21 protein-coding genes, 1 tRNA gene and 1 other RNA gene are annotated in these 22,240 nt (G+C 73.5%); 9 read left to right on the top strand and 14 right to left on the bottom strand.

Going from position 1 to position 22,240, the window contains the following annotated elements:
* Window positions 1-66: 66 nt before the first annotated feature.
* Together AB0N76_RS15660 and AB0N76_RS15665 are read right to left on the bottom strand one after the other, a co-directional pair.
* Complete coding sequence (locus tag AB0N76_RS15660; protein WP_363557281.1) at window positions 67-270, bottom strand: DUF397 domain-containing protein; 204 nt, start codon at window positions 268-270, stop codon at window positions 67-69.
* Window positions 267-1,094, bottom strand: a complete 828-nt coding sequence (locus AB0N76_RS15665) for a helix-turn-helix transcriptional regulator (RefSeq protein WP_363557283.1) — start codon at window positions 1,092-1,094, stop codon at window positions 267-269. Before AB0N76_RS15665 ends, AB0N76_RS15660 begins: the two co-directional genes overlap by 4 nt.
* Before the next feature lie 112 nt (window positions 1,095-1,206).
* Here AB0N76_RS15665 and AB0N76_RS15670 point away from each other — a divergent pair, with 112 nt between their 5' ends.
* The 3 genes from AB0N76_RS15670 to AB0N76_RS15680 all read left to right on the top strand — a co-directional run bounded on the left by AB0N76_RS15670 (window position 1,207) and on the right by AB0N76_RS15680 (window position 2,232).
* Window positions 1,207-1,461, top strand: a complete 255-nt coding sequence (locus AB0N76_RS15670) for a hypothetical protein (RefSeq protein ID WP_363557285.1) — start codon at window positions 1,207-1,209, stop codon at window positions 1,459-1,461.
* On the top strand, window positions 1,458-1,673 hold the full coding sequence (locus tag AB0N76_RS15675) for a hypothetical protein (RefSeq protein ID WP_363557287.1): 216 nt from the start codon (window positions 1,458-1,460) through the stop codon (window positions 1,671-1,673). The genes AB0N76_RS15670 and AB0N76_RS15675 overlap by 4 nt, the downstream gene beginning before the upstream one ends.
* 70 nt (window positions 1,674-1,743) lie before the next feature.
* Complete coding sequence (locus tag AB0N76_RS15680) at window positions 1,744-2,232, top strand: NUDIX domain-containing protein (RefSeq protein WP_363557289.1); 489 nt, start codon at window positions 1,744-1,746, stop codon at window positions 2,230-2,232.
* A 13-nt stretch (window positions 2,233-2,245) separates the two neighbouring features.
* Here the strand turns inward: AB0N76_RS15680 and AB0N76_RS15685 are convergent, their stop codons facing one another.
* Window positions 2,246-4,984: an AAA family ATPase gene (locus AB0N76_RS15685; RefSeq protein ID WP_363557291.1), complete on the bottom strand. Its 2,739-nt coding sequence runs from the start codon at window positions 4,982-4,984 to the stop codon at window positions 2,246-2,248.
* A 135-nt stretch (window positions 4,985-5,119) separates the two neighbouring features.
* On the opposite strand from AB0N76_RS15685, the gene AB0N76_RS15690 reads away from it, so the two are divergent.
* The 3 genes from AB0N76_RS15690 to AB0N76_RS15700 all read left to right on the top strand — a co-directional run bounded on the left by AB0N76_RS15690 (window position 5,120) and on the right by AB0N76_RS15700 (window position 9,089).
* Window positions 5,120-5,488: a nuclear transport factor 2 family protein gene (locus AB0N76_RS15690; RefSeq protein WP_363557293.1), complete on the top strand. Its 369-nt coding sequence runs from the start codon at window positions 5,120-5,122 to the stop codon at window positions 5,486-5,488.
* A gap of 77 nt (window positions 5,489-5,565) precedes the next feature.
* A complete protein-coding gene (locus AB0N76_RS15695; protein WP_363557295.1) occupies window positions 5,566-7,038 on the top strand; it encodes an MFS transporter in 1,473 nt (490 codons plus the stop codon).
* A gap of 131 nt (window positions 7,039-7,169) precedes the next feature.
* Window positions 7,170-9,089: a prolyl oligopeptidase family serine peptidase gene (locus AB0N76_RS15700; protein WP_363557297.1), complete on the top strand. Its 1,920-nt coding sequence runs from the start codon at window positions 7,170-7,172 to the stop codon at window positions 9,087-9,089.
* 143 nt (window positions 9,090-9,232) lie between these two features.
* Here AB0N76_RS15700 and AB0N76_RS15705 read toward each other — a convergent pair whose 3' ends face one another.
* Window positions 9,233-9,469: a hypothetical protein gene (locus AB0N76_RS15705; protein ID WP_363557299.1), complete on the bottom strand. Its 237-nt coding sequence runs from the start codon at window positions 9,467-9,469 to the stop codon at window positions 9,233-9,235.
* Window positions 9,470-9,482: 13 nt separating this feature from the next.
* On the opposite strand from AB0N76_RS15705, the gene AB0N76_RS15710 reads away from it, so the two are divergent.
* Window positions 9,483-9,794, top strand: a complete 312-nt coding sequence (locus AB0N76_RS15710) for a hypothetical protein (protein ID WP_363557301.1) — start codon at window positions 9,483-9,485, stop codon at window positions 9,792-9,794.
* A 12-nt stretch (window positions 9,795-9,806) separates the two neighbouring features.
* Here the strand turns inward: AB0N76_RS15710 and AB0N76_RS15715 are convergent, their stop codons facing one another.
* The 10 genes from AB0N76_RS15715 to ffs all read right to left on the bottom strand — a co-directional run bounded on the left by AB0N76_RS15715 (window position 9,807) and on the right by ffs (window position 20,579).
* Window positions 9,807-10,616, bottom strand: coding sequence for an SURF1 family protein (locus AB0N76_RS15715; protein WP_363557303.1), 810 nt, complete (start codon window positions 10,614-10,616; stop codon window positions 9,807-9,809).
* Window positions 10,617-11,044: 428 nt separating this feature from the next.
* Complete coding sequence (locus tag AB0N76_RS15720; protein WP_363557305.1) at window positions 11,045-12,601, bottom strand: hypothetical protein; 1,557 nt, start codon at window positions 12,599-12,601, stop codon at window positions 11,045-11,047.
* A gap of 160 nt (window positions 12,602-12,761) precedes the next feature.
* Window positions 12,762-13,319, bottom strand: a complete 558-nt coding sequence (locus AB0N76_RS15725) for a SigE family RNA polymerase sigma factor (RefSeq protein ID WP_363557428.1) — start codon at window positions 13,317-13,319, stop codon at window positions 12,762-12,764.
* A gap of 310 nt (window positions 13,320-13,629) precedes the next feature.
* Window positions 13,630-14,685 (bottom strand): aspartate-semialdehyde dehydrogenase, encoded by a 1,056-nt coding sequence (locus AB0N76_RS15730; protein ID WP_363557307.1) that lies wholly within the window; start codon window positions 14,683-14,685, stop codon window positions 13,630-13,632.
* Window positions 14,682-15,962: an aspartate kinase gene (locus tag AB0N76_RS15735; RefSeq protein WP_363557309.1), complete on the bottom strand. Its 1,281-nt coding sequence runs from the start codon at window positions 15,960-15,962 to the stop codon at window positions 14,682-14,684. Before AB0N76_RS15735 ends, AB0N76_RS15730 begins: the two co-directional genes overlap by 4 nt.
* Window positions 15,963-16,294: 332 nt before the next feature.
* Window positions 16,295-16,987: a DUF5063 domain-containing protein gene (locus AB0N76_RS15740; RefSeq protein ID WP_363557311.1), complete on the bottom strand. Its 693-nt coding sequence runs from the start codon at window positions 16,985-16,987 to the stop codon at window positions 16,295-16,297.
* Window positions 16,980-17,579 (bottom strand): recombination mediator RecR, encoded by a 600-nt coding sequence (gene recR / locus AB0N76_RS15745; RefSeq protein ID WP_030392621.1) that lies wholly within the window; start codon window positions 17,577-17,579, stop codon window positions 16,980-16,982. Before recR ends, AB0N76_RS15740 begins: the two co-directional genes overlap by 8 nt.
* A 209-nt stretch (window positions 17,580-17,788) precedes the next feature.
* On the bottom strand, window positions 17,789-18,127 hold the full coding sequence (locus AB0N76_RS15750) for a YbaB/EbfC family nucleoid-associated protein (RefSeq protein WP_363557313.1): 339 nt from the start codon (window positions 18,125-18,127) through the stop codon (window positions 17,789-17,791).
* Between the two features lie 99 nt (window positions 18,128-18,226).
* Window positions 18,227-20,413: a DNA polymerase III subunit gamma and tau gene (locus AB0N76_RS15755; protein ID WP_363557315.1), complete on the bottom strand. Its 2,187-nt coding sequence runs from the start codon at window positions 20,411-20,413 to the stop codon at window positions 18,227-18,229.
* Window positions 20,414-20,488: 75 nt separating this feature from the next.
* Window positions 20,489-20,579: signal recognition particle sRNA small type (gene ffs, locus AB0N76_RS15760), an RNA gene on the bottom strand.
* 133 nt (window positions 20,580-20,712) lie between these two features.
* On the opposite strand from ffs, the gene AB0N76_RS15765 reads away from it, so the two are divergent.
* Window positions 20,713-20,797: transfer RNA gene (locus AB0N76_RS15765), tRNA-Ser, on the top strand.
* Between the two features lie 149 nt (window positions 20,798-20,946).
* Window positions 20,947-22,188 (top strand): DUF4365 domain-containing protein, encoded by a 1,242-nt coding sequence (locus AB0N76_RS15770; protein WP_363557317.1) that lies wholly within the window; start codon window positions 20,947-20,949, stop codon window positions 22,186-22,188.
* Window positions 22,189-22,240 lie beyond the last annotated feature (52 nt).

Consider the following 22,240-nt stretch of genomic DNA (forward strand, 5'->3'; position numbering starts at 1 on the left):
CGGGCGGGGGTGTGGCACGGGGGCCGGCCCCCCGTCCCACTCCGCGGGCTCATGGGCGGGGTGCGGTCAGACGGTGTCGAACTCGCCGGCCTGGACGGCGGTGATGAAGGAGGCGAAGGCGGCGGCCGGGAAGGCGAGCGCGGGCCCGTGGGGGTCCTTGGAGTCACGGACGGGGACGAGGCCAGCGGCGACGAGGTTCCGCGCGACCTCGACGCAGTCGCCGCCGTTGCTGCTGTACGAGGACTTGAACCACTGGGGCTCGGCGATCACGGCAGTTCCTTTCTCAGCTGGCGAATCACGGCCACGGACTCCGCCTGGGAGAGCGCGAGGGCCTGCATCTGATAGTAGGCCGTCAACACCGGCAGCACCGCGTCGTTGTCCCGCTCCAGGTGCCCCTGCTGGGCGGATTCCGCATAGGACATGAGGGAGCGGTCGGGAAGCGTCAACACGTTCACCGGCAGGTCGAACGCGCGGTCCTCCCCTATGGCGTACGGGGCCAGCTGAAGCACGGTGTGCGGCAGTTCGGCGAAGGCGATCAGGTGGTCCAACTGCCCGGCCATGACCGACGGACCTCCGACCGGCCTTCGGATGCAGCTCTCGTCCATGACCACGTGGACCAGCGGCGAGGGCTCGCGGCGCAGTTGCTTCTGCCGACTGGCGAGCACCTTCACCCGCTCCTCGGCCTGCTCCGGCGTGATACTCCCTCGGCGCACCGCCCCGGTGGCGATGGCCGCCGCGTACTCCTTGGTCTGGAGCAGGCCCGGCACGATCCCAAGCACGAAGAGCCTGAGCTCGACGGCGCGGCGCTCGTGGAAGACGTACTCCGGGAAACCTTCCAACAGCGCCGTGTACTTCACCTCGCCGGCCCGGCGCTTGAACACGCCATCGGTTCCGAAGACCACGTCAAGTTTCAGGGCAAACGGGCGCGTTGGCGGGCGTCGACCAGTTTCCACGGCCGACACGTGCGTCGCCGAGTAGCCCACTGCCTTCGAGAGATCGTCCTGAGTCCACCCTCGGGCCTCGCGCGAGGTGCGGAGAAAGGCACCGAACGCAGCTGCGGGCGACGAATCCGGGTCCAGCTCAACCTTGTTCACGGACCAGCGTCCTTACTCTCCGAGCACGCCTGACACGTTGAGGGCGGCTTCGACTGTACGCCACAGTGGGTTGCCCCGGGTAGTGAACCGACTACACAAGGGAGCGATCGCCATGGTGCGAAAGAACCCCACCCCCACCCATCGGCCCCAGGTCGGCGAGGTCGTCCGCGACCTCGCGCACCGCAACCCCTCCGGCCAGCCCACCGAGGCCGTCTTCATGGACAACCTCGCCGGGCTCGCCTACCTCCGCCACGAGAACGGCGGCTGCGAGTGGACGACCAAGCCCGAGCACGTCCAGCCCCTGCCCCAGCCCCGCTTCGTCACCGTCCAGAAGCCCAGCCGGCCGCGCGCCGGCGACGCGGCGTGAGCCGTCCGCTCTCGCTCGTCATCACGGCGCTCGCCGTCCCGGCACTCAGTGCTCTCGCCGCCGGCCTCGTCTGCTGGCCGATCCACGACGGACCACTCGGGCCCCAACTCCTCATCTTCGGCCTCATCCTGGCCGCCGGAATCTCGGCCGGGCTCCCGGCCTGCTTCGCCCGGCTCTCGCCGCCTCATGACCCCGGCGGCGAGAACCACTGACTCCTCCCTGCCCGGCTCGCGACCCCCGCGCGAGCCGGGCAGGGACCACCTCCTCGACCTTGGAGCCTCCATGCTGCACAACCTGCCGTCGATCCTCACCAACCCGCCCGGCCGCCGCCTCGGCCACCAGGCCCTCATCCTCAACCGCGACGGCGCGATCCTGCTCGTCGGGACCGCGTACAAGTCGGGGCTGATGATGCCCGGCGGCAGCGCCGAGCAGAACGAACTCCCCCACCTCGCCGCGCGCCGGCACATCGAGACCGAGACGGGCCTCGTCCTCCCGCTCCGCAGAATCCTCGCGACGGACTACGTCGACGCCCAACTCCTCCCGGAAGGAGTCAACTTCGTCTACTGGGGAGGACGACTCACCCCCGCCCAGGAGACCACCGTCGCGCGCCATCGCCCGCCGCACACCATCACCGGCGTCCACTGGCTCCACCAGGCCCAACTGCGCGACGCCATGGACACCGAGCAGCACCGCCGCACCGTCGAGGCCCTGGACGCCCTCGCCCGCGGCGCCCACCTGCCCTTCCTCCTCCGCGGCATCCCCGCCGAGTAGGGGCCCGCCGCCGTCAGAACAGCGCTGCCAGCTCCGTCCGTGAGGCGATCCCGAGCTTCGGATAGGCCTTGTAGAGATGGTGGCCCACCGTCCTCGGGCTGAGGAACAGCTGAGCCGCGATATCCCGGTTGGTCAGGCCCTGGGCGGCCAACCGGGCGATCTGCAGCTCCTGTGGGGTCAGTGAGGTGAGCGCGCCCGGTGGGGTGTCCGCCGGGGCTGCGGTGCCGGTGGCGGTGAGCTCCGTCCGTGCCCGGTCCGCCCAGGGGCGGGCGCCCACCCGTTCGAAGGTCTCCAAGGCGGCGCTCAGGTGCGGACGGGCGTCCGTTCGCCGCCGTTCGCGGCGCAGCCACTCGCCGTACAGCAGCGCCGTACGGGCCTGTTCGAACGGGCGGTGGGTGCCTTCGTGCAGGTCCAGTGCACCTCGGTACGCGGACTCCGCCAGCTCGTCCGGACCGAGCAGCGCCTGGCAGCGCAGCCGCAGCGCCTCCGCCCACGGCGTCCCCGCCGCGCCCGCCCAGCGGGCGAACCGCTCGTACGGTTCCGCCGCCCGCCCCGGCTCACCGACCCGCACGGCCGCCTCGACCAGGTCCGGCACCGCCCGCGTCGCGCCGACGTGGTGCCGGTACGGCCCGGTGGTGAGCGTGTGCAACCGGTCGGCGGCCGCCCCGGCCCGGCCCCGCCCCAGGTCCAGCAGCCCGAGCGCCCACTGCGCCCAGGGCTCGCCCGCCGCCGGGGCGGAGGAGCCGGACGCGAGCGCCTCGGCGGCCAGCTCGACGCACCGCTCGTCCGACCCGCCCAGTGCTGCCGAGCAGGCCAGGATCGCCGCGAGTTGGCTGGTCCACTGGCCCTGCCCGGTGTCCCGGGCGAGCGCGTACGCCTCGCTCGCGGTGACCTCGGCGTCCCGGTGCCGCCCGTGGAAGAGTTCGGCCTCGGCGAGGAAGAACTGGAGGGTCGGCAGCACCCCGACGGCCCCCTTGGCCCGGGCCTCGGCGACGAGTTCACCGGCCAGCTCCAGCGTCTCGGCGTCCCGCCCGAGGACGAGCGTCGCCCCGCACAGCTGCACCAGGTCGACCGGGCTCTCCGCACCCGCCTTCCGCGCCGCCTCGACGGTGGCGCGGACGTCCGGCGCCGGTTCGGCCGTCCGCCCCAGCGCGGGCAGCACGGCCGCCGGCAGGTGCCGGGCCAACGGGGCGAGCGGCCCCCGCGGCCCGAGCGGCAGCGCCGCCAGCCGGTCCAGCACGGTCGCCACCGCGTCCTCGCCGACGTACCAGGCGGCGTGGAAGGCCTGGAGCAGCATCCGGGCGGCGTGCGCGGGCTCGATGTCGGTCCCGGCCGCGTCCAGCAGCAGCCGGTAGGCGGCCGGGTACGCGCCGCGCCAGAAGTGCGCGACCGCCCGGACCTGGTCGAGCAGGGCGTGCACGAAGACGTCGTCGGTCCGCGCTCCGGCCCGTTCGGCCAGCGCCTCCGCCTGCGCCAACTTCCCCTCCTCGGTGGCCGCTTCGGCGGCGAGCACCAGCCGCCGGGTCGCGCCGTCGCGGTCCGGGGTGAGCCCGGCGGCGCGCTCGTACGCGGCCGCGGCGCCGCCGTGGGCGCCGCGCGACTCGGCCCGCAGGGCTGCTCGCTCCAGCGCGTCGGCCAGCTCGGCGTCCGGTGCGGTCGCGGCCAGTGCCAGGTGCCAGGTGCGCCGGTCGCCGTCCTCCAGCGCCTCGCCGATCGCCCGGTGGGCCGCCAACCGCTGCTGGAGCGGCGCCCGTTGGAGCACGGCGGCGCGCAGCAGCGGGTGGCGGAAGGCGAGCCGGCGGTCGGTGCCGACGGTGACCAGGCCAGCCTGCTCGGCGGGCGTCAGGGCCTCCGCGCCGGGCGCCCCGAGGTGGGCGGCGGCCGCCAGGACGACGTCCAGTTCGCCGTTCTCCTCGGCGGCGGCGAGCAGCAGCAGCGTCTGGGTGGCCGGGGGCAGGCCGGTGACCTGGCCGTGGAAGGCGATCTGCAGCCGGCTGGTGAGGGCCAGCCCGCCGGGGGTGGATTCCCCTTCAGGGATGGGGAGTTCGACGAGCGCCAGCGGGTTGCCGGCGGCTTCGGCGAGCAGTCGGCGGCGAGTGGGTTCGGCCAAACCCGCGCCGGAACGGGCGTCGAGCAGGCGGGCGTCGAGCAGGCGGGTCGCGTCCGATTCGGCGAGCCCGGACAGCCGGAGCTCGGGCAGCCCGGCGAGCGGCAACCCGTCCGCGCCCGCCGGACCGCCGTCCCGGGCGGCGAGCAGCAGGGCGACGCCCTCCACCTGGAGCCGCCGGGCCGCGATCAGCAGGGCGTCCAGCGAGGAACGGTCCAGCCACTGCACGTCGTCGACGACGCACAACAGTGGCCGCTCGGCTGCCAGTTCGGCGAGCAGTCCGAGCGTGGCCAGCCCGGTGAGCAGCCGGTCGCCGGGCCCGCCGCCCCCCTCTCCGAGTCCGAACGCGCCCTCCAGCGACCGCCGTTGCGGCCCCGGCAGCGCCGCCAACCCGTCCAGTCCGGGTGCCAGCAGCAAACTCAGCCCCGCGAAAGGGAGTTCGGCCTCGTACTCGACCCCCGCCGCCCGCACCACCCGGAACGCCCCGGCGGCCGCCGCCACCGCGTACTCCAGCAGCGCCGTCTTCCCGATGCCCGGCTCACCGCGCAGCACCAGCACCCCGCTGCGGCCGTCCCGCGCCCCGTCGAGCAGCGCGTCGACGGCGGCCTGCTCCCGCTCCCGCCCGTACAGCGTCCCCGTCCCCATGCTCCCGACCCTACTGGCGGGACCTACGTACACCCCTACCTATCCATGACGGATTCGCCCGCCGCCCGCCGTCCGTACCTTCATGACCAGCGGAAACGAACCGCCCAACGAACCTTCGGGACAAGGGAGAAGACCATGGCCGACAACCTCCGGCACCTCGTCGAGCGCTACCTCGCCGCCTGGAACGAGACCGACCCGGCCGCCCGCCGGAAGCTGATCGACGAGGCGTGGGCCGAGGACGGCCGCTACACCGACCCGCTGGCCTCGGTCACCGGCCGGGCGGGCGTCGACGCGCTGATCGGCGCGGCCCAGGCGCAGTTCGCCGGGATGGAGTTCACCCTCGGACCGGTCGACGCGCACCACGACATCGCCCGGTTCACCTGGCACCTGGGCCCGGCCGGGGCGCCCGAGCCGCTGGTGATCGGGTTCGACGTGCTGGTCGCCGACGCGGACGGCCGGATCGCCTCGGTGTTCGGCTTCCTGGACCGCGTCCCCGGCGCCTGAACCCCACCCGGACCGGGCGGGCGTCACCCCCTCGGCGCCCGCCCGGCCGTCCTCAACTCATCGAAGGAGACGCAGAGTTGTCCACCATCCTGCGCCGACCCGCCCTGACCCCGACCACGACCCCGGCCGCGGCACCCGTCGCCCCCGCTCCCCGGGGCCTGCTGGCGGTCGTGCTGACCGCCACCTTCATGACCGCCCTCGACGTCTTCGTCGTCAACGTCGCCATTCCCTCCCTCCAGACCGACCTGAGAGCCGGACCGGCCGCCGTCCAATGGGTGGTCGCCGGCTTCGGCCTGGCCCTCGCCGTCGGGCTGATCACCGCCGGACGCCTCGGCGACCGGTACGGCCGGCGCCGGGTGTTCGGGCTCGGCCTGGCCCTGTTCACGCTGGCCTCGGCGGCCTGCGGGCTGGCCCCGACGGCGGGCGCGCTGGTCGGCGCCCGGGTCGCGCAGGGGCTGGCGGCGGCGCTGATGGGCCCGCAGGTGCTGGCGATCCTGCGGACCGCGTTCGCCGGCGCGGCGCAGGCCCGGGCGTTCGCGATGTACGGGCTGACCATGGGCCTCGGCGCGGTGTTCGGCCAGCTGATCGGCGGGGTGCTGATCCGCGCCGACCTGTTCGGCCTGGAGTGGCGCAGCTGCTTCCTGCTCAACCTGCCGGTCGGCCTGGCCGCGCTCGCCCTGGTCCGCCGCTGCCTGCCGGAGTCGCGCGCGCCGCGGCGGCCCGGGCTGGACCCGGTGGGCGTCGGCCTGGTCACCCTCGCGCTGACCGGCCTCGTCCTGCCGCTGATCCAGGGCCGGGAGGCGGGCTGGCCGCTGTGGACGTGGCTCTGCCTGGGCGGCTCGGCCGCGCTGCTCGCGCTCTTCGCCGTCCACCAGCGCCGCGCCGCCCGGGCGGGCGGTTCGCCGCTGGTCGACACCCGGCTGTTCGGCAGCCGCGCGTTCACCGCCGGTCTGGTCGCCCAGCTGGCCTTCTGGCTCGGCCAGGCCTCGTTCTTCCTGGTCCTCGCGCTCTACCTGCAGCCCGGCCGCGGCCTGGACGCGCTCGGCGCCGGCCTGGTGTTCACCGCGATCGGCCTCGGCTACCTCGTCACCTCCACCACCGCGCACCGCGTCGCCGCCCGGCTCGGCCGGCAGGCGATCGCGCTGGGCGGGCTGCTGATGGCCGCCGGGCTGGGCCTGCTGGAACTCGCCGTGCACGCCGCCGGGCCGACCGGCAGCGTGTGGTGGCTGGCGCCCGGCCTGTTCGTGGACGGCCTCGGGATGGGGCTGGTGATCGCGCCGGTGACCTCGGTCGTCCTGGCCGGGGTCGAACCGCGGCTGGCCGGCTCGGCCGCAGGGGTGCTGGCCACCGTCCAGCAGGTGGCGGGGGCGCTCGGGGTCGCGCTGATCGGGCTCCTGTACTACGGCGCGGGCGGCGCCCAGGCCGTGGGCGCGACCGTCTCCCCGGCAGTCGACCCGGCGGCCGCGTTCGGGCGCTGCCTCGGGGCGCTGGCGGTGCTGGAACTGCTGCTGGCGGCGCTGGTACAGCTGCTGCCGCGCCGGACGACCTGAGCGGGACGCACCGGTCCGGGAGGACAGACGGGGCGGGCCGCCGGCGGACGGCCGGGCCACTTCGGCGGGGTCTCCCGCTCCGTTTCGCCCTTCCGTTCCGTTTCCTCCCCCCGATCGGGTTGGATGGGTGGATGAGCGAGGAGAAGAGCGCCGTACCGGCGTGGGAGCAGCGCTTCAGGGCGGCCCGGGTTTCCCTGCCGGACTGGGCGGACGACGCCCCCGACCGGGCGCTGTACGTGTCCAACGCGAGCGGCACCTACGAGATCTACGCCTGGGACCGCGCCACCGACACCCACCGGCGGGCCACCGACCGTCCGAACGGCACCACCGACGCCGAGCTGTCCCCCGACGGGGAGTGGATCTGGTGGTTCGACGACAGCGACGGCGACGAGTTCGGCATCTGGCGCCGCCAGCCGTTCGCCGGCCGTCCCGAGGGCGCCGAGGGCCCCGACGAGGAGGCCGTCCCCGGCCTCGCCCCCTCCTACGAGGCGGGCCTCGCGCTGGGCCGGGACGGCACCGTCGTGGTCGGCCGGTCCACCGACGAGGACGGCACCACCCTGCACCTGCGCCGCCCCGGCGCGCCCGAGGCCGTCGAGATCTACCGGCACGCCGAGTACGGCGGCGTCGGCGACCTCAGCCACGACAGCAGCCTGCTGGCCATCGACCACACCGAGCACGGCGACGCCATGCACGGCGCGATCCGGGTGATCCGCCTCGCCGACGGCGCGACCGTCGCCGAACTGGACGAGGTCACCGGCCACGACGAGCCGCGCGGCGTGTCCTGCCTCGGCTTCGCCCCGCTCGACGGCGACACCCGGCTGCTCGTCGCCCACCAGCGCACCGGCCGCTGGGAACCGGTGATCTGGGACGTCGCCGCCGGCACCGAGACCGCGCTGGAGCTCCGCGACGAACAGGGCCGCGAACTGCCCGGCGACCTCTCCGCGCAGTGGCGGCCCGACGGCCGTTCGCTGCTGATCGACCACGAGTACGAGGCGCGCAGCGAGCTGTTCTCGTACCGGCTGGACGACGCGGTGCTCACCCGCCTGGACACCCCGCGCGGCACCGTCGGCGGCGCGACCGCCCGCCCGGACGGTACCGTCGAGTTCCTCTGGTCCTCCGCCGCCGAGCCGTCCGCCGTCCGCTCCACCGCCGGCACCGTGGTGCTGCGCGCGCCCGGCGCCGTCCCGCCCGGCTCGGTGCCGGTCGAGGACGTCTGGGTGGACGGGCCCGGCGGCCGGGTGCACGCGCTGGTGCAGCGGCCGGCCGGGGCGGGGCTGGGCGACGGCCCGTTCCCGACCGTCTTCGAGATCCACGGCGGACCGACCCACCACGACAGCGACTCCTTCGCCGCCGGTCCGGCCGCCTGGCTGGACCACGGCTTCGCGGTGGTCCGGGTCAACTACCGCGGCTCCACCGGCTACGGCCAGGCCTGGACCGACGCGCTGCGCGAGCGGGTCGGCCTGATCGAGCTGGAGGACATCGCCGCCGTCCGCGCCTGGGCGGTCGACAGCGGGCTCGCCGACCCGGACCGGCTGGTGCTGTCCGGCGGCTCCTGGGGCGGCTACCTCACCCTGCTCGGCCTCGGCGCGCAGCCCGAACTGTGGAGCCTCGGCGTCGCCGCCGTCCCGGTCGCGGACTACCTGACCGCGTACGACGACGAGATGGAGGCGCTGAAGGCGATCGACCGCACGCTGTTCGGCGGCACGCCCGAGGAGGTGCCCGAGCGCTGGACGGCCTCCTCGCCGCTGACCTACGTCGAGCAGGTGCGGGTGCCGGTCTACATCAGCGCCGGGGTGAACGACCCGCGCTGCCCGATCCGGCAGATCGACAACTACGTGGAGCGGCTCGCGGCGCTCGGCAAGCCGCACGAGGTGTACCGGTACGACGCCGGGCACGGCTCGCTGGTCGTCGACGAGCGGATCAAGCAGCTGCGGCTGGAGATCGACTTCGTGCGGCGGCACCTCGGGGCGGGGGTGGCCGGGGCCGCTGAGGCTGCCGGGGCCGCAGGGGCTTCCGGGGCCGCAGGGGCTGCCGGGGCCGCTGGGCAGTAGGCGACAATCGGGCGGACACGGAAGCGTAGGGACACCGAAGCGCAGGGACACCGAGGCGCAGGGACTGGGGGACGCGTGAGACGCCTGCTGGCGATCATGGGGGCGGGGGTGGCCGGCGCGCTGCTGCTCACCGGCTGCTCGGGTCAGGACGGCGACGACGACGGCTGGGACGCGGCCTGCCCGCCGCCCGTGTCGTCGCCGTCGTCGCCGTCGTCGGTGCCTTCATCGGTGCCGTCGACGGTGCCCTCGCCGCCGGTGGCCTCCACCGCGGTGAAGGCGGCGTTCCGGACGTCGGCGGGCGTGACGTCGACCGGCGTTACCTCAGCGGGCGTGACTTCGGCGGGCGTGACTTCGGCGGGCGTGACTTCGGCGGGCAGCACTGCGGAACAGGGTGTGGTGCTGCTCGCCAAGTCCGGCTCGAAGGGATCCAGCGGCTCCAGCGGTTCCAAGGGTTCCAAGAGCTCGAAGAGCGGCCGCAAGACTCGCCACCACACCGACACCTACGACTCGGACAACAACGGCAGCGGGAACGGCAACGGCAACAACAGCAGCCGCCGGTGCGACAACCCGCCACCGACCGGCTCACCGTCCGCGACGGTCGCGCCTACGCCGCCACCGACGCCGTCCGCGTCCGCCCCGGCCGTGCCCGCCGTCCCGTCCAAGCCGGTCGTACCGGCCGTGCCGCCGGTGAAGCCGACCCGCTGATCAACCGGTCCGTCAGTCCAGGACCGGGTCGAGCCCGAGGGCCCGGTCCTGCTCCGCCTCCGACTCCCGGCGCAGCAGGCGGAACCACATGAAGACGACGAAGCCGCCGAAGACGAACCACTCCAACGTGTAGCCCAGGTTCTGGAACGCCCGCAGGGTGAGGCCGTTGCCGCCCTGCGGCTGGACGGTCGGCACCGGGGTCAGCCCGTCCGGCGCGCCGTCGGCGGACACCCAGCCGTCGTACCAGCCGTCGAGCGCGAGCTTGTTGAGCAGTGCGGCCTTGTTGATCGTGCCGAGCTGCCCGTCGGGGAGCCCGCCGGCCACCGCACCGCCGCTGCCACTGGTCTCGCCGGCCTGGAGGCGACCGGTCACCGTCACCTCGCCGACGGGCGCGGCGGCGGGCGCCGCAGCGGGCACCCCGGACGTGCCGGACGTACCGGGCTCGCCGGGTGCCCAGCCGCGGACCACGGCGACCGTCCGGCCGTCGGCGGTGCGCAGCGGGGTGAGTACGTAGTAGCCCTGCTTGCTGTCCAACGTCCGGTTGGGGACGAGCAGTTGGTGCTCCTGGTCGAAGCTGCCGGTCACCGTGACGGCGCGGCCCACGGTGTCCGTGGTGACCTGCGGCCGGTCGGCGCCGAGCAGCTCGTCGAGCGGTCGGGGCGCGCCGCCGTCGGCGGCCGTCCGGCTGATCTCCTGGTGCGAGGAGACCTTGTCCTCGAACCGGCCGAGCTGCCAGGAGCCGAGCCAGACGCACACCGCCACGGCCGCCATGGCCAGGGCGGTGCCGCTCAGCCAGCGCGGGGTGAGGAGGAACCGGTACACCCCCCCACGGTAACCACTCCTCACACCCCGCCCGACCCCAGGCCCCCGGCCCACCCCGAACACCACCCCCCGGAGCAGAAAGTCGGACCGGCCGACTTCCTGTGCGAGCCCCGGCGAATATGTAGACCGGTCACCATATTTCTTCCTCCAGAGCCTCGCCGCAGCGCATTTCTCTGTAGACCGGTCGACATATTCTGAGGCCCGGCTGCATAGGAAGTCGGCCGGTCCGACTTCCTATGCAGGCAGCGCGCAGCGCACAGCACGCAGCCCACCCACAAATAAGTAGACCGGTCGACATATTTTTTCCCCGGCCGACCACCCGCACTTCCTCCTCCACCGGTCGCCGCCGCGCATAGGAAGTCGGACCGGCCGACTTCCTGTGCTGGGCGCACACCCGAGCGCGCAGGTCAGCCGCCCGAGCGCGCGGGTCAGCCGCCCGAGGGCGCGGTGCTCGGGGTCGCGGTCGGGGACGGGGCCGGGGAAGCCGGCGGGGCGGGGGCCGTCGTGGTCGAGCCCGAGCCCGGGGTCGGTGCCGGGGACGGGGTGGCGGCGGGGAGGGGCTGCGGGACGGTCCGGTAGACCGTGCCCGCGCAGGCGCCCGGCAGGACGGCGCTCGCGGCGGCCGGATTCCCCGGCGCCGGGGTGTACGCGATGGTGACGCTCGGCGAGGGCTTGCCGGGTCCGGGCGTCGGGGTCGCCGTCGGGCTCGGGGCCGAGGTGGGCTTGGCCGTCGGCGAGCCGGACGTCTGGGGCGCCGTGCTCGGTGCCCCGGTCGGTCCCGCCACCGGAGCCGCCGCGGTCGCGGGGCCCACACTGCCGCCGCCGGCACCACCGCTGCCGCCACTGCCACTGCCACTGCCACCCGTCGAGGTGGCCGGGCCGCCGGGCCGCGCCCCGGTCGCGGCGACGGCGCCCGTGGATCCGCCCCCCGTCGCTCCGCCGCCCGTGGACGTGCCGGTGCCGGCACCCGAGCCCGGCACCGCGCCGCCACTCGTCCCCGGTCCGGTGCCCGACCCCGCGCCGGAGGTACCGCCGCCGCCCCCGGCACCCGAGGTGCTCTGCCCCGAGCCCGTGGAGGCGCTCGGCGAGGCCGAACCGCCCGGAGCGGGGCAGCCGCCCGCGTCCGGGACCCAGCCGAAGTCCACCCGGTACCCGCCCCGGGGCGCCAGGACGAGTCCGCCGACCGCGTCGGCCCCCGCCTCACCACCCGCCGCCGATCCGGACCCGGACCCGGAACCGGAACCGGAACCGGACGAGCCCCCGGAACCGGCGCCGGGCGCCGGCAGGCCGGTGGCCGGGTCGTCCGCCGTGTGGTCGGCGATCCGGATCCGCCCGGCATCCGTCCCGCTGGTGCCGGTGACGGTGACCGACCCGGGCCCGCCGAGCCGGCAGCTGCGCGCGGAGACGTTGGTGACCGTGAAGTAGCCGTAGATCCGCCCGGCCGCGTCGGCCGGGCCGAGCCGCGCGGTGCCGTTGCCCAGGTCGGCCCGCGTGCAGAGGACCGGCGGCTCGCTGTCGCCGCCGCCGGTGCTGGCGGCGGGGGCCGGGGCGAAGGTGCCGGGGGCCGGGCGGGTGGTGTCGGCCCCGACGCTCGGTGAGGCGCCGGCGGTGCCGGACGGGCTGCCCGGGTCGGTCGGGGTGCCGGTGCCGACGGCGGGCGGCTGGCCGGGTCCGAGGGTGCCGCCGCCGATCGGGGCGCCGCTGCCGGCCGTGGCGCTGTTCCCACCGTGCGCGCTGGGCGAGCCGGGGCCGCCGGAGAGTCCGAGGTGGTCGTCGTCGTGCAGGGCCGGCAGCAGGACGGAGACGACGGCGGCCAGGGCGGCGGCGCCGGTCCAGGCGCCGCGCCGGACGGCCCGTCTGCGCGGCACCGCGCGGCGGATGCGGTGCAGGCCGCCGGGGTCGGGCTGGACCTCGGCGACCGCCCGTTGCATCAGCGCGCGGACCATCCGCTCTTCCGGATCGAGCGGGTCCGCGGCGTCATACACGTCGCCGGACACCCCCTCGGCCGCCCCACCGAAAGCCCCACCGGAAGTCCCGCCGAAAGCCCCACCGGGCAACCCCCCGGACAACCCGCCGGGCACTCCCCCCGGCACCCCAGGTGCCCCGGGCGCTCCCCGGAAGCCGTTGCCGCCCGTCCGTCCGTCCTCAGCCATGCCCGGCCTCCATCTGGACCCGCAGTGCCGCGAGCCCGCGTGAGCCGTACGCCTTCACCGAGCCGAGCGAGATGCCCAGGGCCTCCGCGACCTGCGCCTCCGTCATGTCCACGAAGTAGCGCAGCACCAGAACCTCCCGCTGACGGCGTTGCAGACCCCGTAGCGCGGCCTTCAACTGGTCGCGCTCCAGCGCATCGTAGGCCCCTTCTTCTGCACTGGCCATGTCAGGCATCGGCTTCTGCAGAAGTCGCAGTCCGAGGATCCTGCGCCGCAGTGTCGAGCGGGACAGGTTGACCACCGTCTGCCGCAGGTAGGCGAGGGTCTTCTCGGGTTCGCGCACCCGGCGGCGGGCCGCGTGCACTCGGATGAAGGCCTCCTGGACCACGTCCTCACAGCTCGACAGGTCGTCGAGGAGGAGCGCGGCCAGCCGCAACAGCGAGCGGTAGTGGGCCTGATAGGTCTCGGTGAGCAGATCCTCGCTGGTACCGGCGGCGGAACCCGCAGCGGTACCGGCGCCGGAGTCAGCGGCGCCTGGTGCGACTGCCGTCATCTTGCTGTCGTCCGGCCTATTCGCAGGCCGCTGGGCACGCGACGGGAACGTCACCGCGGCTGCCGCCGAGATGCCCGCCCCTGCCCCCACCATCACGTTCGCCACGCCCGTTGGACACTCGATCCCCTGTCATGGTTGCCCAGCCCGGCGGACATTCTCCCGCATGGGCCGGATACCCCTCCAGGGGATTCGGCGAGGATTCCTCAAGCGGTCCGCGAACAAACCGCGCAGACCCCGCCTGAGGCGGCAGGCGACCATGTCGGTGAACCACGTCAGACGACCGAGTCACCGGACGACCGAAGCCGCCACCTCAGCCGAGCGCGGCCTCGTCCGCCACCAGCTCGGCGATCTGAACCGCGTTCAGCGCCGCGCCCCTGCGCAGGTTGTCCCCACAGAGGAAGAGGTCCAGCGCGTTCGGGTCGTCCAGCGCCCGCCGCAGCCGCCCGACCCACACCGGGTCGGTCCCCACCACGTCGTTCGGCGTCGGGTACTCGCCCGCCGCCGGGTCGTCGTACAGCACCACTCCGGGGGCGTCCCGCAGGATCTCCCGGGCGTGCTCCTGGGTGACCTCGCGCTCGAACACCGCGTGCACGGCGACCGAGTGGGTGCGGATCACCGGGATCCGGACGCAGGTGGCGGAGACCTTGAGCCCGGGCAGGCCCAAGACCTTGCGGGACTCGTCCCGCACCGTGCGCTCCTCGGAGGACCAGCCGCCGTCGGTGAGCGTGCCCGCCCAGGGCACCGCGTTGAGCACGAGCGGGGCGGTGAACGGTCCGTGGTCGGCGATCGCCGCGCGCAGGTCGCCGGTCTGCTCGCCGACCTCGGTGCCGGCCACCTGGGCGAGCTGTCCGCGCAGCGCGTCGGTGCCGGCCCGGCCGAGCCCGGAGGCGGCCTGGTAGGAGGCGACGACCAGGGCCGCGAGCCCGTACTCGGCGTGCAGCGCGCCGAGCGCCGCGATCATCGTCAGCGTGGTGGAGTCGGGGCAGGCGACGATGCCGCGCGAGCGCATCCGCACCGCGGCCGCGTTGACCTCGGGCACCACCAGCGGGACGGCCTCGTCCAGCCGGAAGGCGTGCGAGGTGTCGACCGCCACGACGCCCTTGGCGGCCGCGATCGGCGCCCACCGGGCGGCGATCTCCGCGGGGACGGCGAACACCGCGACGTCGATCCCGTCGAAGAACTCCTCGGTGAGCGGCAGCACCTCGACGGGCTCCCCGCGCACGACCGACTTGCGGCCGGCCGTGCGCGGGGAGGCGGCGAGACGGATCTCGCCCCAGATGTCCCGGCGGAGGGAGAGCAGGCCGAGGAGCACCTCGCCGACCGCGCCGGTGGCGCCGACGACGGCGAGGTTCGGCCGCCGGGTCATCGCCCGGTGCCTCCGTAGACGACGGCCTCGTCCGTCTCGCTGTCCAGGCCGAACGCGGTGTGCACGGCCCGGACGGCCGCGTTGACGTCCTCGGCGCGGGTGACCACCGAGATGCGGATCTCCGAGGTGGAGATCAGCTCGATGTTGACGCCGGCCGCGGACAGCGCCTCGAAGAAGGTCGCGGTGACGCCCGGGTTGGAGCGCATGCCCGCGCCGACCAGCGAGATCTTGCCGATCGCGTCGTCGTAGCGGAGCGACTCGTAGCCGATGCCGTCCTTGACCCGGTCGAGCGCGTCGATGGCCTTCTGGCCCTCGGTCTTCGGCAGGGTGAACGAGATGTCGGTCAGCCCGGTCGACGCGGCGGAGACGTTCTGCACCACCATGTCGATGTTGACCTCGGCGTCGGCGATGGCGCGGAAGATGCGCGCCGCCTCGCCCGGCTTGTCCGGCACTCCGACGACCGTGACCTTGGCCTCGGAAGTGTCGTGGGCGACTCCGGAGATGATGGCCTGCTCCATCTCGCCCCCTTCGGGCTTGTGCGGGTTGTCGTTGCTGACGATCGTCCCGGGAAGGCCCGAGAAGGACGAGCGTACGTGAATCGGGATGTTGTAGCGCCGCGCGTACTCCACACAGCGGTCGAGCAGCACCTTGGAACCGGACGAGGCCAGCTCCAGCATGTCCTCGTACGCGATCCAGTCGATCTTGCGGGCCTTCTTGACCACACGCGGGTCGGCGGTGAACACGCCGTCCACGTCGGTGTAGATCTCGCAGACCTCGGCCCGCAGCGCGGCGGCGAGGGCGACGGCGGTGGTGTCCGAGCCGCCGCGGCCGAGCGTGGTGATGTCCTTGCTGCTCTGCGAGACGCCCTGGAAACCGGCCACGATCGCGATGTTGCCCTCGTCCAGGGCGGTGCGGATGCGGCCCGGCGTCACGTCGATGATGCGCGCCTTGTTGTGGACGGAGTCGGTGATGACACCGGCCTGGCTGCCTGTGAAGGACTGCGCCTCGTGTCCCAGGGATTTGATCGCCATGGCCAGCAGAGCCATGGAGATGCGCTCTCCAGCGGTCAGCAGCATGTCGAACTCGCGGCCGGCGGGGAGAGGTGACACCTGCTCCGCGAGTTCGATGAGCTCGTCCGTCGTGTCGCCCATCGCGGACACCACGACGACGACCTCATGGCCGGCCTTCTTGGCGTCAACGATTCGACGGGCCACGCGCTTGATGCCCTCGGCATCCGCAACGGATGAGCCGCCGTACTTCTGCACGACAAGGCCCACGTGCGCTCCTCGACTTGTGTCGTTTCCGGGGGCGCTCGGCCCCCGCACCCCCGGGTGGCGGGGGTTGTGCGGTCCGCGTCAGTCTACCGAGCGAGGGTGCGCCGACCTCCGGTTTCCATATGATGAGACACACGTTTCGGCTGGTGAACGGGGGTGCGGACACCGCCACCGGCAGGTCTGCGGCGGATCCGGCGCGGATCCGGAGAATCGCCGGACGAACGGACGGTGCTCCCGGGGGTTTTCGCGTGGGCGAAAACCCCTGAGGCTTCCGTCACACCGGGCCGACCAGCCTGCGGATCACCGCGCCGCTCGCGGGCGGATGAGCGCTCGGCTCACCGGCCCAGGCCCAGCTCCGCCGCCATCAGGTCGCCGGCCTGCTGCTCCAGCTGCTCGTCGGTGAGCCCGTCGTTGTCGGTGTCCGCACCGTCCGGCGCCGCCCCGATCGGACTGTCCAGCCGGACGTGCGCGATCAGCGACTGCAGCGCCCGCAGGACGGCCGTGCAGGTCGTGCCCCAGTTCGACAGGTACGAGAACTGCCACCACCAGAGCGCCTCGCTGACCCGGCCCTCGCGGTAGTGGGTGAGCCCGTGCTGCAGCTCGCTCACCACCCCGGCCAGGTCGTCCGAGATCCGGAAGGCGTTCGGCTTCTCCGGCGGCCCGTACGGGTCGAAGACCTCGTGGTAGACGTCGATCGGCGCGAGCAGCTCGGCGAGGCGCTCGCGCAGCTGCTCGCCGTCCGGCTCCGGCCCGGCGTCGGGCTCGAAGCGGTCCTCCGGGACGACGTCCTCGATCGCGCCCAGCCGGCCGCCGGCCAGCAGCAGCTGCGAGACCTCCAGCAGGAGGAGGGACACGGCGCTGCCGGGCTCGTCGCCCTTGGCGACCTCGGTCACCGCGAGCACGAAGCTCTCCACCGAGTCCGCGATCTGCACCGCGAAGTCGTCCGGTTCCGAGCCGTGCGCGTGGGTGTGGCTGTCGGCGGGTGTTTCGGCCGCGTGGGGCTGCTGGTTGATCGTCCGGTCAGACATCGAGCAGTCGTCTCCCTTCGAAGGCGCGGCCGAGCGTGACCTCGTCCGCGTACTCCAGATCCCCGCCGACGGGCAGGCCGCTCGCCAGACGGGTCACCTTCAGGCCCATCGGCTTGCACAGCCGGGCCAGGTAGGTGGCGGTCGCCTCCCCCTCCAGATTGGGGTCGGTGGCCAGGATCAGCTCGGTGACCGTGCCGTCCGCGAGCCGCGCCAGCAGCTCCCGGATCCGCAGGTCGTCCGGCCCGACGCCCTCGATCGGGCTGATCGCGCCGCCCAGCACGTGGTAGCGGCCGCGGAACTCCCGGGTGCGCTCGATGGCGACGACGTCCTTGGGCTCCTCGACCACGCAGATGACGGCCAGGTCGCGGCGCGGGTCGAGGCAGACCCGGCACTGCTCGGCCTCCGCGACGTTGCCGCAGACGGCGCAGAACCGGACCTTGTCCTTGACCTCCAGCAGCGCGTGCGCCAGCCGGCGGACGTCGACCGGGTCGGCCTGCAGGACGTGGAAGGCGATCCGCTGCGCGCTCTTGGGCCCGACGCCGGGCAGCCTGCCCAGTTCGTCGATCAGGTCCTGAACCACGCCCTCGTACAACGTCGCGCCTTCCCTCGGGTGGACCGGGTGGCACCCGCGCGGGGTGCTCCGGTGCCATCATCCAACGAATCGGGCGTCGGGCACACCGCCCGACGCCCGACTCCCGCATAAATCACACAGGTCCGCCGTCTGAACTCCAGACCGTCACGGCCACACGTGCGGCTCGTCCGGCCGTCCGTTCGCCTGCCCGCCCGACCGTGCGTGCGACCTCAGAACGGCAGGCCGGGGATGCCGCCGCCGAGGCCCTGGGTCAGCGGGCCCATCCGCTCGGCCTGCATCTTCTGCGCGGCCTGGTTGGCGTCCCGGACCGCCGCCAGGACCAGGTCGGCCAGCGTCTCGGTGTCCTCCGGGTCCACGGCGGCCGGGGCAATGGTCAGCGTCACCAGCTCACCGGCGCCCGTCACCGTCGCCTCGACCAGGCCGCCGCCCGCCGAACCGGTCACCTTCGTCTCGGCCAGCTCCTGCTGGGCCTTGGCGAGGTCCTGCTGCATCTTCTGGGCCTGCTTGAGCAGCGCCTGCATGTTGGGCTGGCCACCACCGGGAAACACGGCTCACTCCTAGCGTCGGTACTTCTGGCACTTCGGTACTTCGGTACTTCAGTACGTCGGTTCTACGGCTCTTCCCGAGCCTACGTTCCGGCCGGGGGCTCAGTTCCCGCCGTGCCGGATCTCCTCCAGCACCGTGGCCCCGAGCTCGCGGATGATCAGCTCCTGGCCGGAGAACGTGTCCTCGTTGAGGTCGGGGTCGTCCTCCTCCGGGATGTCGTCCTCGGGCGCCACCGCCTGCACCGGCCGCGCGGGGGCGGCCTGCGGCGGAGCCTGGACGGGCGGGGGCACCGGCGCGACCGGCGCCGGCTGCGGCGCGGGGACGGGCCCGGGCGCCGGAGCGGGCACGGCCGCGGGCGCCGGAGCGGCGTACGTCGCAGCCGGCGCGGGCGCGGCCGGACGCGCCGGCGCGGCACCCCAGCCGCCACCACCGCCACCGGTGCCGCCACCACCACCGCCGAAGCCCCCGGTACCGCCACCGGCCCCGGCCCCGGACGCGCCGGCCGGACCGCCCGCACCGCCGGACGGGTCGACGATGCACTCGATCCGCCAGTCCACGCCGAGCGCGTCCGACAGGGCCTGCCGCAGCACGTCGTCGCTGTTGCTGCTGACGAAGCTGTCGCGCGCCCCCGCGTTGATGAACGAGACCTGGAGCACACTGCCGTCGAACCCGGCCACCTGGCCGTTCTGGCTCAGCAGGATCCAGGTGAACCGGCGGCGGTTCTTCACCGCCTCCAGGATCTGCGGCCACAGCTGCCGGACCTGCCCGGCACCCTGCTGCGCCGCCGCCGACGGCTGCCCACCGGACGCCGGGGCGGGGGCGGCCGGGGCGGCGGGTGCCGCGACCGGGGCCGCCTGCTGGACGGGCGCGGGCGCCGCCGCGGGTGCGGGCGCGGGCGCCTCCCCGGCCGGCGGGAAGCTCCGCTTGATCGGCCACGCCCCGGGCGCCGGCCCGGCCGGAGCCGCGGGGGCCGCGGGGGCGGCCGGCTGCACCGGCGTGGGCTGCACGGGCGCCGCCGCCACCGTCTCCACCTGCACCGGAACCACCGGAGCCACCGGAACGGCCGCAACCTCCACCGGCACCACCTGCGGCATTCCCTGCGGCATTCCCTGCGTCGCGAAGCCGCCCGTCGCCGCCCGCCGCTCCAGCTTGTCCAACCGCGCCTGCAACGACAGCTCGTCGCTGTACGCCCCCGGCAGCATCACCCGGGCGCAGATCAGCTCCAGCTGGAGCCGGGGCGCCGCGTTCCCGCGCATCTCCGTCAGCCCGGTGTTGACGATGTCCGCCGCCCGGCTCAGCTCGGCCGCCCCGAACGCGTCCGCCTGGGCCTGCATCACCGCGACCCGGTCCGCCGGGGCGTCGATCAGCCCCTTCTCCCCCGCGTCCGGCACCGTGGCGAGGATCACCAGGTCGCGCAGCCGCTCCAGCAGGTCCGTGACGAACCGGCGCGGGTCGTGCCCGCCCTCGACCACCCGGTCGATCACCTGGAAGACCGTCGCCCCGTCCTGCGCGGCGAACGCGTCCACCACCTCGTCCAGCAGCGCCGAGTCCGTGTACCCGAGCAGCGCGGTGGCCATCTGGTACGTCACGCCGCCCTCGGTGGCGCCGGCCAGCAGCTGGTCCATCACCGACATCGAGTCACGCACCGACCCGGCACCGGCCCGCACCACCAGCGGGAACACGGAGTCCTCGACCTGGATCGCCTCCCGGCCGCACACCTCCGCCAGGTAGTCGCGCAGCGTGCCGGGCGGCACCAGCCGGAACGGGTAGTGGTGGGTGCGGGACCGGATCGTCCCGATCACCTTCTCCGGCTCGGTGGTCGCGAAGATGAACTTGAGGTGCTCCGGCGGCTCCTCCACCACCTTCAGCAGCGCGTTGAAGCCGGCCGAGGTCACCATGTGCGCCTCGTCCAGGATGAAGATCTTGTACCGGCTGTGCACCGGCGCGAAGAACGCCCGCTCGCGCAGCTCGCGCGCGTCGTCCACACCACCGTGCGAGGCGGCGTCGATCTCGATCACGTCGATCGACCCGGGCCCGCCCGTGGCGAGGTCCCGGCAGGACTGGCACTCGCCGCACGGCGTCGGCGTCGGCCCCTGCTCACAGTTCAGGCAGCGGGCCAGGATGCGCGCACTCGTCGTCTTTCCGCAGCCGCGCGGGCCGCTGAAGAGGTACGCGTGATTGACCCTGTTGTTGCGCAGGGCCTGCTGGAGCGGAGCGGTCACGTGCTCCTGCCCGATGACCTCCGCGAAGGTCTCGGGGCGGTAGCGGCGGTACAGGGCTAGGGACACACCACCGACGATATCGGGACGGACGGACAAACGCGTCGCCCCTCGACCCCGGCCCCGCTCCGGCCCCGGAAACGCAAAGACCCCTCGCGCACCCGCCAGAGCCCTCCTACCCTTGCTGCCTTCCGGCCCTGGGGGAGTTCAGAGAGTTAGCGCCACACGAGGGGCTGACCCCCACACTACCGGATCCGGGCCCCACCCCTCCACCACCACCCCCTCCCCCGATCCGCAGGCACCCCCCTCCCCCCACCTGCGAGATACGTGGTCGCGAGCACCCCTGAACATGTACTAAGCTCTCCCACGGAGGATTCGCCTAGAGGCCTAGGGCGCACGCTTGGAAAGCGTGTTGGGGGCAACCCCTCACGAGTTCGAATCTCGTATCCTCCGCCGGCAGAAGGCCCGGACCGTTTCGACGGTCCGGGCCTTCGTCGTTCCCGGCTCCGGGTGCCATGTCGGAGGCACGGGGCAGAATCGCGAGGGCAACAACCGCCCCGAGCCCAGACGAGGCGGACGGGGAACGTCCGGGGGGAGACAACATGCCGAAGATCCCAAAGGGCCGGCGCGTGGGCCAGGCCGCCGTGAACGCGGTGCGCGCGCTCCTTGAGGAGCACAATCACGTCGTCCAGGAGATCTCCGGGCAGAACGACTTCGGCGAGGACCTCTACGTCACCTTCGTCGAGGACGAGCACGTGACGAGCGACGTGATCAGAGTGCAGGTCAAGGGCGGGGAGAAGTGGCGCCGGGCCAACGGCTACGCGGTACCCGTCGGCCACCACGGCAGTACCTGGGCTGACGGGAACATCCCCGTCTACTGCGTGGTGTACGACCCGGACAGCAAGCGACTCTTCTGGGCGAACGCAACACAGCAGCTCCGACGGTCCGGCCCGTTCAACCGCCCGAAGGTCATCGGGGTCAGCCCCAACGCGGTGCTGACCGACGCAACGATGGAGTCGTTCGTCGCTCAAGCCCGGCGCTATGTCGGGCGCTACCGAGGCAGGCAGGCCGTTCTCACTCACCTGGGAGAGATGTCCGGGGTCGAATTCGACTCGACGGACCACGTCCTGCACTTCGTCAACGGTGACGACGAGGACCTCATATTCTGGAAGCGCCCCGGCGCCGATGCCGCCACCCTTCTGCACAGCGCGCTCGACTGGGAGCCCTATCTCGTCAGTCTGGCATCCCTGATGCGCTCCGAAATCCCGCCTCCGGATCTCGGGACGGACGACGAGAGCATGGATCGCCTCTGGCACGACCCCGACCTGTCGACCGCCGAGGACCTGGAGCTGAGTCAGCCGGAGATCATGTGGGTGGCCTCCTGCTTCATGTCCACCCGGCAGGCGGACGAGGAGTCGGCGGATCTCTACGGCCTGGACGAATGCGCCGGGTGCCCGGAGTGCACGGGCGAGGAGCCCGTTGAGCACGGCAAGATCGCGGCGGACGTACTCCACGAGTTCGTCATCGACTGTGTCCTCACCCGGATCGAAGCCGAGCCGGACCTCCTTCGCCGCTCCATATCGGCCATGCGCGAGGACGGCCGGATTACTCCGGAGATCGTGGCGGAACTCGGTCCCCTCGAGGCCGATCCACGTATCGTCCGGCAGGTGATGAAGCTGAGCCGCGCCACCGTGACGAACCTCGAACCGGACGCGTTCCGACTGGCGATGCTCTACCTGATCCACCGTATCTACATCGGCGGCCCCTCGCTGCCCCTCAACCAGCAGGTCCGAATCGACTGGCGCATTCCCGAGCCCGGGCCGGAGGCATTCGCCGCGGGTTGACGGCCGACTCCACGAACAACACACCTGTCCTCGTGCAAGGGCCCGTCACCTG

Source organism: Kitasatospora sp. NPDC093806 (assembly GCF_040683335.1).
Lineage (GTDB): Bacteria > Actinomycetota > Actinomycetes > Streptomycetales > Streptomycetaceae > Kitasatospora.